The 16,498-nt window shown below is 36.5% G+C and carries 12 protein-coding genes; 6 read left to right on the forward strand and 6 right to left on the reverse strand.

Translation table 11 applies throughout. The features are described 5' to 3' along the window. Nucleotides 1–55: 55 nt before the first annotated feature. Together ACPF63_RS12335 and ACPF63_RS12340 are read right to left on the reverse strand one after the other, a co-directional pair. On the reverse strand, nt 56–853 hold the full coding sequence (locus tag ACPF63_RS12335; protein ID WP_426480098.1) for a class I SAM-dependent methyltransferase: 798 nt from the start codon (nt 851–853) through the stop codon (nt 56–58). 201 nt (nt 854–1,054) lie between these two features. Next, complete coding sequence (locus tag ACPF63_RS12340) at nt 1,055–2,716, reverse strand: DUF4041 domain-containing protein (protein ID WP_426480099.1); 1,662 nt, start codon at nt 2,714–2,716, stop codon at nt 1,055–1,057. A 209-nt stretch (nt 2,717–2,925) separates the two neighbouring features. Here ACPF63_RS12340 and ACPF63_RS12345 point away from each other — a divergent pair, with 209 nt between their 5' ends. After that, nucleotides 2,926–3,681 carry a helix-turn-helix domain-containing protein gene (locus tag ACPF63_RS12345; RefSeq protein WP_426480100.1) on the forward strand — a complete coding sequence of 252 codons (756 nt, stop codon included), beginning with the start codon at nt 2,926–2,928 and terminating at the stop codon, nt 3,679–3,681. A gap of 27 nt (nt 3,682–3,708) precedes the next feature. Then, nucleotides 3,709–4,872 carry an FAD-dependent oxidoreductase gene (locus ACPF63_RS12350; protein WP_426480101.1) on the forward strand — a complete coding sequence of 388 codons (1,164 nt, stop codon included), beginning with the start codon at nt 3,709–3,711 and terminating at the stop codon, nt 4,870–4,872. Between the two features lie 98 nt (nt 4,873–4,970). Here ACPF63_RS12350 and ACPF63_RS12355 read toward each other — a convergent pair whose 3' ends face one another. The 3 genes from ACPF63_RS12355 to ACPF63_RS12365 all read right to left on the reverse strand — a co-directional run bounded on the left by ACPF63_RS12355 (nt 4,971) and on the right by ACPF63_RS12365 (nt 11,696). Continuing rightward, nucleotides 4,971–7,970 carry a reprolysin-like metallopeptidase gene (locus tag ACPF63_RS12355; RefSeq protein WP_426480102.1) on the reverse strand — a complete coding sequence of 1,000 codons (3,000 nt, stop codon included), beginning with the start codon at nt 7,968–7,970 and terminating at the stop codon, nt 4,971–4,973. Between the two features lie 645 nt (nt 7,971–8,615). Next, nucleotides 8,616–10,040 carry a tetratricopeptide repeat protein gene (locus ACPF63_RS12360; RefSeq protein WP_426480103.1) on the reverse strand — a complete coding sequence of 475 codons (1,425 nt, stop codon included), beginning with the start codon at nt 10,038–10,040 and terminating at the stop codon, nt 8,616–8,618. A 162-nt stretch (nt 10,041–10,202) separates the two neighbouring features. After that, nucleotides 10,203–11,696 (reverse strand): tetratricopeptide repeat protein, encoded by a 1,494-nt coding sequence (locus ACPF63_RS12365; protein ID WP_426480104.1) that lies wholly within the window; start codon nt 11,694–11,696, stop codon nt 10,203–10,205. 392 nt (nt 11,697–12,088) lie between these two features. On the opposite strand from ACPF63_RS12365, the gene ACPF63_RS12370 reads away from it, so the two are divergent. The 4 genes from ACPF63_RS12370 (at nt 12,089) to ACPF63_RS12385 (ending at nt 14,645) form a co-directional block, all read left to right on the forward strand. Further along, entirely contained in the window at nt 12,089–12,592 is a 504-nt protein-coding gene (locus ACPF63_RS12370; protein ID WP_426480105.1) for a GNAT family N-acetyltransferase, read from the forward strand. Between the two features lie 338 nt (nt 12,593–12,930). Then, a complete protein-coding gene (locus ACPF63_RS12375) occupies nt 12,931–13,419 on the forward strand; it encodes a cupin domain-containing protein (RefSeq protein ID WP_426480106.1) in 489 nt (162 codons plus the stop codon). A gap of 30 nt (nt 13,420–13,449) precedes the next feature. Then, a complete protein-coding gene (locus ACPF63_RS12380; RefSeq protein ID WP_426480107.1) occupies nt 13,450–13,974 on the forward strand; it encodes a hypothetical protein in 525 nt (174 codons plus the stop codon). Between the two features lie 29 nt (nt 13,975–14,003). Continuing rightward, nucleotides 14,004–14,645: a cysteine hydrolase family protein gene (locus ACPF63_RS12385; RefSeq protein WP_426480108.1), complete on the forward strand. Its 642-nt coding sequence runs from the start codon at nt 14,004–14,006 to the stop codon at nt 14,643–14,645. Between the two features lie 237 nt (nt 14,646–14,882). On the opposite strand, the gene ACPF63_RS12390 is transcribed toward ACPF63_RS12385, so the two are convergent. Then, nucleotides 14,883–16,460 (reverse strand): hypothetical protein, encoded by a 1,578-nt coding sequence (locus ACPF63_RS12390; protein ID WP_219072503.1) that lies wholly within the window; start codon nt 16,458–16,460, stop codon nt 14,883–14,885. Nucleotides 16,461–16,498 lie beyond the last annotated feature (38 nt).

The following is a 16,498-nucleotide window of genomic DNA, read 5'->3' on the forward strand; positions in this document are numbered from 1 at the left end:
TTTTGAGACTTCTAAAATAGGGATAATTCAGATACTCGTTAAAATTTTCATGCTTTTAATGGTCTGGTTTTACTGCTTTCGTTGCTATAAAAGTTGGTAGATACTCATCAATTAAAAAGCGTGGGTTTGGTTGCATTTCTTCTATAAAATCTGCAATCAAAAAACCTGCTCTCAATTGTCCGCCAATAAGGTCTGAAAGGGTATGCCCAAAAACCAGCGCTTCATTATTTTCCAGTTTTCTATTAATCTGATTCTGATCCAAATCTTTTATATCAGCATAAGGAAGTGTATATTTTGGTCTGATAACTCCATCTTTTATATCCTGAGGATTTCGGTCTGCTACAAACACAACGGGATTAAAAAAGCTGGCCAGTAATACTCCTCCTTTTTTCAAGACTCTATAAGTTTCTCTCCAAACAGGATTCACATTTTCCACATAATGGTTGGATATAGGATGAAATATAATATCAAATGTTTCATCTTCAAATACACTCAGGTCTCTCATATCCCCCTGAACGGTTTTCAGTGACAAACCGTCACGTTCAGCAACTTTTTCATCCTGTTTGAGCTGTTCACCGGAAATATCGAAAACAACAACGGAAGCTCCTGCTGCAGCCAGTACCGGAGCCTGCTGTCCTCCTGCAGATGCCAGACACAAAATTTTCTTTCCTTTCACATCTCCCAACCATTCTTTATTTAATGGTTTCGGAGTCAGATGAACCTCCCATTTCCCTGCTTTCGCATCATTGATCAAGTCTGTACTTACTGCTTTTGACCATTCATTCTCTTCTAATGCCTGTTTGTTCCAGGCCGCTTCGTTGTGCTGTATAAAATTGATTTCCTTTTTTTGCATAGTATTCGTTTTCATTTTGCATTTCTTATTTACAATGCTTTATATCATTCAAATATAGAGACTTTAAAGATGACAATAATAGATTAAACCCCTATTTTTCTTAAAAAAATTAATTTCATTATGCTTTCATTATGAAAAATAGGAAGCCATTAAACTTTAAGTTCAATGGCTTCTTATTCTATATCTAAAACAATAATACAGTTATTCCTCAGACATAACCTCATCATAAGTAACAGGATCTGTAACCTCCTGATACTGTTCCCATTCTGCTTCCAGCTGTTTGTTGGTTTTCATATCTTCTTCAAGCTTCAAGGTTTCGCGGTATTGTTTGGCCTCCGCTGCCAGTGTCCATTTACAGCTAATATTCATAGAATCAAGATAATTTCTGATATCGTGAATATTTAATTTAAAAAATTCTTTTCTTGGATTAATTTTATTCAACTGGCTTTTTAAAAACTTCTTATGAAGCTGTTTCTCTAAAGCCGGAGCATCTTCAGCATAAATCATAGCATGAACATCAAACTCAAAAGGAACACTTGCATCCCCAAGCTCACGAACACGATCAAGAGGCTCCAGACGTCTTGTCATACCAATTTTATATACATCTTCTCCAAATGAGCCAATGTTTGAAATAATATAAACATTTCCTGTTCTGGTCTGCTGTGCCATAGATATTGCTCTTTGATTTTTTTCCTCTGCTTGGCTAAGCTTTTGCTGTAATTCTTCCAGCTTTTGCTGAAAAAGTATTTTCTGTTCTTCATTAGCTTTCGCGACCTGAGATTCTGCTCTTTCTATCAGCTTTTTTAAGGTCTGTTCTTCTTTTTCAGCCTCTTTTATTGCCTTCTCATATTCTTTACGGGCTCTTTCTTCTTCTCGAATCTGCTCACGAATCTGCCTTTGTTCTTCCTGTTCCTGCCATTTTAGCTCCTGGGCAACAACTGCCCATCTTAGTTCTTCTACTCTTGCACTATGATACACCTCTGATATTCTTGCATTTCTAAAAGCTTGTCCATTAAAGTTTACCAATTGAAATGCATCGTCCATCTTTTGTTTCAATATGCCAAAGTTATCTTTCTTTACGGAAGCTAAAATAGAGTCTACCTTTCCATTATAAGCATCAATAACAAAATCAATCGCTGTATTCCTTCTTGACTCATCCATATAATCACAGATACCCGCCTGTCTGCTAACAATCATAAGTTTATTGTTTTGTCGAAGCTTTTTAAGATTGTCACCGGCCTCCTTATGGCTGAAATCTTCTGCCAGTTCATCCAATAAAGTATAAGTTGGAACCAAATATTCATTACCATAGCCCTCAATGACATTTTTCATTGCTTTTATTCTGTCCGCTATCTGATCAGTCTCTCTTAAACTTCGATAAGCGTCACCACCTATTGATTCTGCTCTCGCTTCAGCATTATCTACAATACGCTTAGCTTCATTTACGGCATTTTCGTAGAGTAATTCTATCTCTCTGGTTTTTTTCTCAGTATTTTCCTTTACATTTCTGCGAAGCTCTCGGGCTTCAAGTTGAGCATTAGAAAGCTCTTGTCCGGCCTTCTCTCTTAATCTCAAACTATCTCTTTCTGCTTTTTTAAGAAGATAATCACATTCAACTTTAATATCAATAATGTCCTGATACTTTCGGAGTGCATCATTATGCTGCATCAGTTCAGCTACTTTTTTGTTGAGAGTATTCTTATCAAGCTGTAATCTGGATCTCTCCATTTTCAGTTCATTATTCTCTCTTTTTAAATTGGTAATCAGTGTATCTTTCCTAAGTGATTCTTTTTTAAATTTCCCTGATGTACCAAATGCATAGAGCATCAGTATAAACAAAATAATAATCAATAAAACTGCCATGGTTTCAAATTTTTACGGCAATATTAAATAAAAAAGACAGGTACAGCTTACGGAAAACCGTAACACTAAAAAGTCTATATTTTAAAAGTCATCTTTCATATTGAAGAATATTGGTCTCACGGATTACAGTGAATGTATCAATAACTTTGTAGTTTACAACAATTTTTGTAATTTTCTTCATCTAAAAACAGACTGCGCAGACAATAATTATGGACAATGACTTCTCTTATCATTTCATAGAACCTGACAAAGAGATCGCGGATTTTGTTGAAAATCTGGGAACTTTTCAGAATCTTTCAGATGAGGCTAAAGAAGTCGTGATTATTCCTGACGGAAGAATTGATTTATTTTTTTCACAGTCTGCCTCAGAACCTTTTCATATTACTCTTCTCGGGCTGGAAACTTATCCGGAACAAAGATACATTGCTCCCCATACGATTGCCTTTGTCGTCAGTTTTAAACCTCTTGCAGTTGAATATATTTTGAATACCTCTATTGCAGATCTATTGAATATAGGAAAAGAACTTTCTCCCGATTTCTGGGATTTTAAAACAGATGATTTAAAAGATTTTTCCAGCTGTTGTACAAAAGCAATTCAAAAAATAAAAGAACTGCTTCCTTCAAAGGTAGACGAAAGAAAACGCAGACTTTTCGACCTGGTTTATACTTCAAAGGGTGAAATGAGCGTGCAGGAACTTTCTGAAAAAACAGGCTGGAGCAGCAGACAGATTAACCGTTATTTTACCAAACAGCTCGGTTTATCATTAAAAGCCTACTCTACTATTTTGCGTTTCAGAGCATCTTTGGAACACATTGCGCAGGGAAGACTCTTTCCCGAACTCAATTACACTGATCAAAACCATTTCATCAAAGAAGTGAAGAAATTTTCAGGAGTTGCTCCCAAAGAATTATCTAAAAATAAAAACGACCGATTTGTACTATTATCAGTGTTAAAAGGAAAATAAATTTGCATTGTAAAATTTAAATTAACAATGCTTATAGACAATAAATCAATAGCAATCGTTGGCGGCGGTCCCGCAGGACTTACACTGGCAAGACTTTTACAGTTGAAAGGTGCAGACGTAAAAGTATATGAAAGAGATTTCAATAAAAATGCACGGGTACAGGGTTCCCCTCTTGATATGCATGAAGATTCTGGGCTGGCAGCCATACGCAAAGCTGAACTGCTGGAGGAATTTAAGAAGACTTTCCGACCTGGAGCAGACAAAACCCTGATCATGAATGAACAGGCTCAAATATTTTTCAATGATCATGAGACGAAACCCGAAGAAGATTTTGGCGAAGAACATTTCCGCCCTGAAATAGACCGCGGGCCTTTAAGGAATATGCTTTTAGAATCATTACATCCTGAAACCGTAGTCTGGGACAGTCATTTCCTCACGATGGAGCGTAAAAATGAAGGATGGCTTCTGCATTTCAAAAACGGAACTTCAGAATATGCAGATCTTGTTATTGCCGGTGATGGAGCCAATTCTAAAATACGGCCTTATCTTACTGATATTAAACCTGTTTATTCCGGAATCATCATGCTGGAAGGCAATGTTTCAAAAGAAAATGCACCTCATATTGATGCTATGGTTAAAGGTGGGAAAATAATGGCATTTGGAAATACCAAAAATATCTTATTAGGTCAGAAAGGCAATGGAGACCTGGGATTTTATGCAAGCTTTAAAGCTGATGAAAACTGGCCTGCTGACAGCGGTCTTGATTATTCTGATCATGCACAGATGCTAAAATGGTTCAAAACAGAATATTCCGGATGGAACCCTGTCTGGGATGAGTTGTTTGAAAATGCTGTAACGCCGTTTATTCCGCGCCTGATCTACTCTATGCCTTCAGATCAAACCTGGGAAGCACAACCCAATCTGACACTGATTGGTGACGCTGCCCACGTAATGCCTCCGTTTGCAGGAGAAGGCGCTAATATGGCCATGCTGGATGCCCTTGAACTGAGCGAATATTTAACAAATAACAGCTACAGTACATTACAGGAAGCAATTTCCGGCTATGAATATCATATGCGTAAAAGAGCGGCTATTGCCACACAGGAATCTCTTGAAAACGGAGAACGGATGCATTCTGAAAAGTCACTGGCAACCATGCTGGATTTCTTTAATGGTCATCTTACTTCATAATAAACAAAAGGCTGCCTCAACCAGAGACAGCCTTTTTCAGTTAAATAAACTTTTTTTCTCTCCGCTTTTTTAGATCCTGATGCGGAGATTCATGTGTGTTATTTCTTGATTAACTTAGTGTTGTAAGTATTCTTATCATCTTTTATAGTGATCACATACATTCCTTTTACCAAAGAAGCAACGTTGATTTTACCTTCAATTTTACCTTCCTGAACTAATCTTCCGTCTGCACTGTAGATTTTGTAATCTGCTTTACCTTTAAGATTTTTCACTTCTACAAATGTATCTGCAGGGTTAGGATAAATAGATACCTCTGAAGATTTTGTGTCTATAGCCTCTCTCACAGCAAGAGCACCAGCAGTAATTTTAACAGGAAGATCCAAAATACCACCCGCATTGCTTGCCAGTTCACCACAAGTATCAGTAAGAGCTGCAGTTGAATATTTACCAACAATTCTCATTCTTAATAATTTATCTCCTGTATATGATGTGGCTGGAACCGTAAAGTTATGATCTCCAAAATTTACAAGCCCTTTCGGAGCACCACCTGATATACTGCTTACTCTCTCAGTAGCTTCAAATACTCCGTTTCTGTTATAATCAATCCAAACAGAGACATTTTCATTTGCAGCAGCAAGTAAGTTTACAACAGCAGGCTTTAGTGTATAAGAACTCCCCTGAACAAGATTCACTATTTTAGAAGAATCCTCGCTTAAGTCTATATATGATCTTGCAACCCCATTAAAGTAATCCAAATTCGCTACTTTAACAGATACAATTCCGGCAAAGTAAGGTGACCCTGAATTCAATATACAGTAATCAACTCCTGTCTTTAAACCTTTTGTTTTAAATGTATAATTATTAGAAAAAGCCCCGGCAGCAGAGTTCACTACAGCTGCAACCTGTACTTCATAATTTGTTTCGTCTTCTAAGTTATTTAATACTAATGAATTTGCCGGGCTCACTGCATTGGACCAGTTTACAGTTCCTGCTTTTCTATAATTAACAGAATAGGTAGCTCCCGGAACACTGTTCCAAGATACCCTCGCTGTTGTTTTGAAAATCTCAGTATCTATAGTGGAAAGACCTGTAGGTGCTGACGTAGGAGATGTAGGTGCACTGCCCACAGTAATGGCAGGAGATACTGCGTAAAAAACGTTTCCTACAGCTGATATTCTTAATTTTACAGCTCCATTTATATTAGCCGGCATTTGTGCACTAAAGCTTCCGGTATTAGGAGTTGCAGCAACAAGGTTCGTCCAGCTGGCTCCATTATTTGTAGTATAATCTATTTTTACGCTCGCTGTATTATAAGGTGCAGCATTCGTATTGGCAACATCCCAATAAATTGTGCTTACAGCATCATTATACAACACTGAAGATTCAGTAAGCCCATTGAATTTGAATGGACCATCATTCCCAACTGTTACTGTAGTTGTTGAGGTTGAAACCATTGGGCGCTGAGCGTTCAGATCTCTTACCGTTACAGCATAATTCAATGTTCGAGGAATATATGATACAGTTTCCCATCCCTGCTTATCTGTAAGTATTCCGTTCATCACAGTCTCCAGCTTAGGAAAATATCTTCTTCCATTTGGTGTACCAGGAAGTGATCTCGTTAAAGCTCCTTTGGGATTATACCCCCATCCGCTATCTCCTGAAATGGTAGAAAAATCATCTGTAGTATCGTTCTGCTCCCAAGTATAGTTTACAGCATCATTTTCAGCATCTGCAGCAGAAGCTTCAAGATAATAAGCCGTTCCTTTAGGAATGTTATACGCTGACAATGGATTAATTGCCGGAGCTGTATTATTAATGATATTTTGAGATGCTCCACACGTAGATTTATTTTCTAAATTGGTCAGTACCTGATCAATGGATTTGTAATGAAAATATCCATCTGCGTTTGCCTGTACATTATCATAGGTAATCCCTGCATATCCCATGATTGTTGTTCCTCCTCCCGGTTCTACATTCGCTCCCTGAAGAGCATCTGTAACAGAAGTATTTGAAAATGTATGATTAGCTCCCAGCTGATGTCCCATTTCATGTGCTGCGGTAAAGTCAAAAACTTCACCAACAGGTACAGGTCCCTGGGTATAAGCTGATCCTTTTTTAATTTCTGTATTATTGGCAGGATCTGTACAGACAATCCCAATTCCACCGGCATTTCCACTTCTTTCTGCATTTTGATGAAGAACGTGCCCAATATCGTAGTTGGCATTTCCTACTGCAGAAGTAAGGGTCTGCTGTAACTGAAGATTTAAATTATCTGTATAAGGGTCAGATGCAGCATCAAGATATATAATCTGTGGAAGGTTCTGAACTGTTAAATGAGTACCAAAATCTCTTTCAAAAACACCATTTATACGGGTCATTGTATTGTTCATTGCTGCCAAAACAACTCCTTTTTTCACATCATCTGTTGCGTTGGCAGGAGTTCCCGCTGCGGTCAATTGATATTGGCTGTATTCCCCGGTAACGGATAATGCCATTCTAAAATTTCTGTATTTTGTATTGGTAGGTCTGCTGGTAATTCCCACTCCGGAAAGCATTTTTTTACCATTTTCTACCAGCTTATTTATATTTTTAAAATCATACTCCCCGGTATCACATTTAAAACCATGCTCCCCTGTTTCTTTTGATTTATAAAATACACCGTAAGTTTGTTTATCCGTACTTATGGGTTCTATAAATTGGAATACACCATCTTTGATAATCATAGACTGCATGTCAGTAGGGGATGTACTGAATCTTAAATACTTAGAAGAATCATCCACACCAATTCCCACATAGGATCCCAGCTGATATTTGTCTACAAGCGATTTATCCATTACAGGATTGCTATAGACAGCAAATTTTTCAATCTTTCCTTCTGCTGTTGGTAAAGAAATAATAACAGGACGTGCATTCTTTCCCGTTTCTTCAGCATTTTTCAGCATTTCTCTCAGGGACTTCAGATCAACTCTGTAAGACTGCTGCACTTCTACACCTTCTCTTATCTGCAAAGATTTCTGAGAAACAGATTCCCATCTCTGAGCATTGAAAACTGTAAAACAAGACGCTAATGCGCAAACAAATAAAATTCTTTTTTTCATAAAGCTCTATTAAAGTTATTTTGGAGGAGTATATTGTGATTTTTTATTGAAAGGATTATCCGGCTTCTGCCTTCAAAGACACTGATAATTATTATCATAAATTCAATAAAACAAAACATATCATGTGATATTCACAACTAAACCCGTTGCAAAACTTACATTTTCTGAATAAAAAACAAAAAAAAACGATACTACACAGATACAACATGATTATAAATAATTATATTTCAAGGATTTACACTTTAATTCTAATTATTTATTTAATCCACAAAGATTTTGAAAAGGTGAGATTATTTGAGAGTTCTTATCAAGATACTGATAAAAAAACATGGAAAATCAGGGCTAAAAAACATTGTCAAAGAGTTTATTATTTTAAAATACAGGCTAAAAAACGAGCTGCTTTAAAGTTGCTGGTCCTTTTTTCTAAAATAAACCCACAAATCCAACATAAAACACAATAACTTAACTATCAGTTATTTAAAAACACAAATATGTGATGTAGTATTCATGTAGTATAGCTTTTTTTCTTGTTTTCATTAAAAATTTTCATATTTGAATAGAGAAACCACAAAAAAATTCAAGTGGTGAAAAGAGAATATTTTCGAGTACTGTCTGACATGATAAATCAGACAGTTTTTTTTGAAATTATTTCAAGGTATCAAAGAAATGATAAATATCTGTTTCTCCAGGAATATTCAGTTTCTTTCTTATTCTGTATTTTTTCTGCTGCACACTTCTGTGCTGAACCAAAGTATAATTTGCAATTTCTTTGGATGTAAAATGCAGTTTCAGCATCGCACAAAAAATCAATTCAGAACTTTCAAGGCCGGGATTAATTGTTAAAAGCTGATCTATAAATTCAGGATAAACTTCTTTAAAACGATTCAGAAATTCAGGATCATTCTTCTTACCAAGTTCTATGATCTCTTCCTGCTTGTTGTCATTCATTCTGATTTTCAGATTTTCGGCTTCTATTGTAAGTACTGCTTTTCTTTTTCCAAGGGCTCTGATAATTCTCCATGCATATAATCCCAGCAGAGAAAGACCTACCAATGATAAAAAGAAAATCCAGTATATTTTACTTTTATGGTGGGCTGCATCCTGTTGGGCTCCAGTAATAAAAGATTCCATATCCTGATTGATCGTGGCCGCTAAAGATGTATTGGTTTTATAATAAGCTTCTGTATATGCTTTCAAATAAAGGTATGCTTTTTCTTTATCTCCTGTACGTTCATACAACATCCTGAGATCGTTATAGATATATTTACCATAGTAGGCATAGATACGTTTGGTCTTTTCATTGATTTTCAAAGCCTTCTTAAGAGTTTCTTCTGCCTTATCATACTGTTTGTTGGTCAGAAAATATTCTCCCATAATAGTATTGGCATACAGGGCAATTCCGTCTTCCTTCCCTCTTATATTAGCTTTATTATAAGCAGTAGCAACGTATTTGTATGCAGAATCTTTATTCTTATGCATATAAATATAATCCCCTATTGCACAATCGGTAAGACCTGTATTATCCATTTTTTTTGCCCTGTGAAAGTATTCAAGTGCTCTTTCATAATCCTTTTTTTGGATAAAATAAATGGCCTGTCTGAAATAAATACTGAAAAGAAGATCATTTTTAAGTTCAGATTGACCGCTTTTCTGGATCAGGCTCATCGCTTCATTATTATATTGAAAAGCTTTGTCAACCCGTCGGAGTTCTAAATTGAACCTGCCGTAAACATTATAAAATCTGGCTTTGTGTATATTATCTTCTGAATGATCCAGGATTTCTTTTGCGTTATCAAAAAGAATCTGAGATTTCTGAAAATTTTCTAATGAAATATTAAGCTCTGCCAGATTGATGTAGCACAGCGCTTTTCCGTCTGCATAATTTATTTTATCAGCCAGTTTGTAATACCTTTTATTGAGATTGATCAGAGAGTCATATTCTCCGGCCACTCTGAATTTCTCATTCTGCTTCAGAAGAGAAACATCAAATTTCTTTTCAGCCTCCTTTTTTGAATAAGAATGGCATGAAACTAAAATAATAAGTAAAACAGCAAGAAAAATACGTGTCATATGTTTCTTTATTTAAGCTAAATTTCTGTATAAATTATGATTAAAAATGATCTCTCAGAATAAATTGCACTCTATTCTTTTCTCCAATGGCGCTTCTACTGAGATTAACAATAAAATCTTTTATAAAACAGAATCAGACACCTTTTATTGTGATGAATTTCTTTATTCTGTTAAGTTTTCAAAAAAGTCATAAATATCCGTTTCTCCATGAATATTCAATCTTTTTCTGATTCTGTATTTTTTCTGCTGTACGGATCTATGCTGTACAAAGGTATAATCTGCTATTTCTTTAGAAGAAAAGCGTAGTTTCAACATAGCACAGAAAGTCAGCTCTGAATTTTCAAGATCAGGATTGATTTTCAAAAGTGCTTTTATAAAATCAGGATACAGTTCTTTGAATTTTAATAAAAAAGAAGAATCATTCCGTTTGGCAAGTTCTGTTACTTCTTCCAACTGCTTAGTTTCCACATTGTTTTTCAACTCATTTGTTTCTTCTTTTAAGGAATTCTTCTTTAGCTTTAACTGATTAATTATCTTCCGTACATATACTCCTGAAAAGGTAAAAACAGCTATAGAAAGGGCAATAAATAACGGAAGATCATTTTTATGCCAGTCCGACTCCTGCTTTACTTCAGAAATAAAATCCTCGGTCGCCTTATTCATCGCGGTAAATCTTGCAGCATCAAATCTGCCTTCTTCTTCCATATATTTTTTCAGATAGAAATAAGCTTTCCCGCCGTCATTCTTTTTCTTATACAGGTCTGCCAGTGCCTTATAAACCTCTTTTATATGTGAAGAATAAGTACGTCTTGTTTTAATATTGATGTCCAGAGCTTTTCTAAGTGCTTTCTCAGCCTGCTCACTGTTATTTATTTCATTATAGTAGTATCCCATCGTATAATAAACCCATAGGGATTCTACATCAGTTGTCTTTTGGCTTAGCATTTTCTCATCTGCCTTCTCAATATATATTCCTGCAGAATCTGGCTTATGAACAAATAAATAGTATTGGGCGACCATACAATTGCTGTAGGCCGAGTTTTCCAGTACATTCGCTTTGGTGAAACATTTTAAAGAAGTTCCGAACCACCCTTTCCAGGCATAGTAAATTCCTTTGTTCACGTACAGTCTTGGAAGAAGTTTTCGGGCAAGACTAGTTTTTGCAGCCTGTTTTAAAAAATAAAATGCTTTATTATTACATTCAATAGCCTTGTCATTTATTTTAAGATGAGAATAATACAGGCTATAGTCATTATAGAATGCTGCTTTATGATAATTATCCTCAGAGTTTTTCAGATCTTTCTCTGCTTTGTTGAAAAAAAAGCGGGCTTTATCATAATTTCCTGCCGAGACATTCACCCCTGCCATATTCAGATAGCAAAGACCTTTTCCGGCTTTATATTTCATTTTCGCAGCCTTTTTCAGATATTTGATATTCAGCCGGATAAAAGCTTCATACTCCCCTGACAACTGAAGGTCTGAAGTCTGGTTTAATAGAGAAGTATCAAAATTTTCTCTTTCCTTATCCTGAGAATCATGGCTGCACGAAAGCATACATAAAAATAACCCTATACAGATTGTACAGGCTATTATTTTTTTTATATCCTTTGAATGTATTTTTTTATTCTTAAGAATGATTAGATTAATTCTTTCCATCAGCACCACTTTTCCCTATATCTACCTATACATATTTCATTAAAATATGTTGATAAACTTTTACTATTATTTTACTATTTTCCCCAATAAGTGTTATAAATATACATAATTTATCATGCTTATTATGAAATAAGCCGTTAATTTTGCAAAAATGTAACATTTAAATAAAGTACCAAATTTTCCCCTTAAACAAACATTTTTTAAGCTTTCCGGACTGTTCTATAAACTTTTCCGATCAAAAAATGATTGCTTTTGTTTATAATAAGACTAGCTGAAGTGAAATTTGTTACAAATACATCATTTAGTTTAAAAATTTTAATACAATTGTTGAAATTCAACCGGGCATACTAAAAGAAGTTCAGAATAATCTATATACTTGTACCCGGATATTAATGAAAATAATTACCACCCTACTGACTATGATAAATATTAGCTATCGAAAACTTATCTCCGGAGAAAGTAAAATGTACCGGGCCATCCGCCTGGAAAGTCTGGAAAAATTCCCTGAATCTTTTGGAGCAATCTATCAGGAAGCCCTGAATATTGAAAAATTTCGGATAGAAAGCGATATTGAAGAACAAACACCGGAAAGATTTGTGTATGGAGCTTTTGCACAGCAGGAACTCGTGGGTATCTGTACTTTTGTTAAAAATGAAGACAGCACCGGAAGTATTTACCAGATGTATGTAAAAAGAGAGTTTCAAGGAAAAAATATAGGTCAGGGACTGATTGAGGCCGTTATTGCCGAGGCCTGTCAAAAATTTAATGGCATTGAAATCATTCTAGAGGTTATTCCCGGAAATGACAAGGCTTACAATCTGTACCGGAAAATAGGGTTTCACGAAATACCTAATACTCTTTCTGAAGAAATCAGTATGAAATATATTCCCGGATAAGAATATTTTATTTTTAATAGTAAATCTTAATGAGGAGAAGTTTATTGTCCTGATCCCTCTTCTGTCCGTTGCTCGAAAATCATCGGTCAATTAATCGAATACTACAGCTTTAAAAGCAAGAAACGCCATGTAAAAGTTATCATTTTTACATGGCGTTTCTGTTTGGCCTCAATTCATTCTTTATTGTACATCTTCATAGCTGACTGTCCTGTTTATGTGAGGTAGGTCACGCAATCTATTGTCAAACTCTACCGAATTTTGCTCTATGATTTTCCGGTATCCCAATTCATCCGAATACAAGTAACTGGATAAAAATTACAATAATTAATTTCTGAAAAATGAAAAAAACAAATTACTTTATAACTCTGCTTTGCACCGTTGCATTTCTAAGCACCAACCATACTCATGCCCAAAGTTTATCCAATAATGAATGGGGAGATATCTATCCAGAAAATATCAAATGGTCAGCATTTCCAGCGTTTCCACCTGAAGCCCGTCTTGCTGTACTGATAGGAGATCCGAAAAAGGCAGAACCCTATGTAGTTCGGGTAAGAGTACCTTCTGACGTGGTACTGCTTCCGCACAAGCATCCTGAAAACAGAATATATACAGTCATAAGCGGTGTATTTTATATTGGTATAGGCGAAAAGTTCGATGCTGCTAAATTAAAGGCTTATCCACCGGGAAGTGTTGTGGTACTTCCTGGAAATACACCGCATTTTCATTGGGCAAAATCAGGAAGTTATGAAACACAGGTCAGCGCCTTTGGGCCTTTGGGAATAAGCTATATGAATCCTTCGGATGATCCCAGAAATAAAGGAAAATGAATTATTAAAATGAATTAAAATATAATTAACATGGAAAATAAACCCATTATTGTTGATTCAAGCTTTTCTGCTGTGATCAACGCACCGATTGAAAAAATCAACCTTCCGGAATGGTGCTTTACCCTTCCGGAACACGAATATCAGGCATGTTCCCCTGCTCACATTGCGGCAGGCGTTACGACCTCTCCTGAGGGTAAAAGAATGTCTATTAATGTAGAAATACTTGGAGGAAATCCAATGGTACAGCATTATATAGAAACCGTGTCCGAGCCCACACACCTTATCCTGGAGTCTGTTTCGGATGTTTTTACCCCTACCGGCCGTGTTACTATCCTTGTACACTGGGAAATGAGTGTAAGAAAGATAGATGATAATACTTGTGAATTTACCAACAGAGTCCTATCAAGACCTACTGATGATTTCCTTAAAGGACTGGAAAAGCAGGGAATCCCATTTGAACTTTTTAAAACCCAACGACAGCCAGTTTCTATATATCACAATCAAAGCGAGACGCCTTTGTTTGCAAAAAGTATTGAAAGACATGCATTGAGATAAAATTAATCTTATATTAAATAAAAAAGAAAATGGAAACACCAATCTATGAACGTAATAAAACAGCTTTGTTATTTATTGATCCTTACAATGATTTTCTATCTGAAGGTGGGAAAGTGTGGCCAAGAGTGAAAGACGTTGCAGAAAGCAACAATTTATTGAATAATCTGCGAAGCATCGTAAAAGCTGTAAGGCAGACAGGTATACAGATCTTTATTGTTCCGCACAAACGATGGGAACCTACAGATTACCAATACTGGAAATTTCCCAACCCTACTCAGATAAGCATTATGGAACGTCATTCTTTTGCAAAAGACAGCTGGGGAGGCGAATGGCATCCTGATTTTACTCCTCAGGAAGGAGACATTATTGCCAAGGAACACTGGGCACAAAGTGGTTTTGCCAATACAGATCTGGATATGCTGCTCAAGCAACGCGATATAACCCATGTCATCGCTATAGGATTGCTCGCTAACACCTGTGTTGAAAGTACGGCACGTTTTGCAATGGAGTTAGGATATCATGTAACCCTGGTAAAAGATGCAACAGCAGCCTTCACCTCCGAAATGATGCATGCAGCACATGTCCTGAACGGGCCTACCTATGCTCATGCACTCCTCACAACCCATGAACTTATCACTGCATTACCCGTAGAAAACAGCACCGGATCATAAAAGACGATTATCTGTAAAACTGATATAAACAGAAGGCGTATTTTCATGCGCCTTTTTAGCTGATTAAACACTGTACAGTTTTTTTGCGACCCCATTACAAAATTCAGGCTTCCTTTCTTGAATACTTATATACAAGAAGTAAAAAGCTGTAAAGAATATATACTTTACAGCTAAAATTTCATGGTGTGTTTTTAGAATCTTTCTTGATCTGATAATCTTATAAATATATTGAGCAACTTAATTTTGAAACTTCACAAAATCTAAATAAAAGCTAGGGTTTCCTATATTAAAAGCAGGAACCACTCCGTTAGTTTTAATAGCCAATACCGGATAGGTTCCGGGTGTTGAAAAATACAGTACCCGGTTCTGATCCCTTGGACTCATATTAGCAACAGTAGAAACATTACAGTAGGTTTTCCAGACCTCTCCAATCCCATTAATATAAAATACATAATCGTTACAGTCAGAAGCAATTGTAAGACCAGAGCGGAAAAAATACCATCCTTTTGCCGGTATCGTTACTGAAATCCCTGTGGCCAGCCCACCACCGCCTGTAGTTCCGGTAAAAGGATTTACCAATGTTCCGGTATAAGATGTCCAGTTATTGGCAAATGCAGTAGTAACCGTAGAAGACCATGTTGCTAACCCGTTAGCATCACTTGTGAGTACATATCCCAGTTGTTGGGTACCGTCTTTAATCTGAAGGGCTCCATTAGTAGTTCCGTTATCAATAACCATCTTTGCGCTGGAAGCTCCGGCAGGTACAATATTGGTTCCAACCAGAACTTTCCCAGTACCATTAATGCTTAAGTTATTCCCTGCGGTTGCAATATCTGCTGCTTGTGAAAGAGTTCCTCCCAATTTTACATCTGTTCCGGACAGAGTAAGACCATTACTTGCTGTGATGTTATTATTAATGATTGTTGTTCCCCCATTTCCGTTACCTCCGGCAAGTTCTGTAACTGTCATAAAACCTATCCCTGGATTCAGTTGAGCGGTTCCAGCTCCCCCTAATCTTACTTTTACAGATGTATCAGCGATAGGTCTGTAGATCGCATAAGCTTCAGGCTGCCCTCCAAGGGATGTTGCCGGATAGTTATTTATTGCATCAACTACTCCCGTGGTGCTGGAAGGAAGAACAGAGTTATTGGAAGCATCTACCCATTCATAAACAAAAAAACCTCCTGCCAAAGAAAAATCAGTAGCGTGCAGCTGACATCGAAGCACATAAGTCTTGCCCGCCTTCAGATTAAAAACACCTGAGTTATAAGTGATGTTATTAGAAGCAATTACAGATCCGAAGGTCACATCTGACCCTGTAGATACTACTTGAGCCGCGTTAGGTTTTACAATAATGTAGTCTCCTGTAGAAGAGGAGCCTGCTGATAGGAGTTCCCATGTAGAATTTGTTCCTGTAAGCCCCGTATTTACCAGTTCCACACTTTGATTCGCAGGAATTGAAATAGTAGCACTGCCATTAATTGTTTCCGGAGCCGCAGAAAAGACTGTTATTTTAAAGTTCGTATTATTTTTAATTCTGTAAATCCGCCCTTTAAAATTCCCGATTCCACTAATAGCAGATGGAAGGTTAAATATAGCATCTGCCCCTCCGTTATATGAAACATGGAAGTCTGATGATGTTAAATTATAAGACGTTGTATTCACCGCTTTATAACTTGCGGCTAACGATCCGTTAATATCCATGGTAGAACCAGGGTTCACAGTATTAATCCCAACACTTCCAGCCTGGGCAAAAGCAACGGCCGGGCTAAAAGCCAGCATTGCAAAAATTAGTTTTGTAGAAATTTTAAGCATTTATCATTATTTTATTTACATTACTAAACCGTGTTGTT

This window comes from Chryseobacterium sp. R2ACT005 (assembly GCF_049949215.1).
Classification (GTDB): Bacteria; Bacteroidota; Bacteroidia; order Flavobacteriales; family Weeksellaceae; genus Chryseobacterium.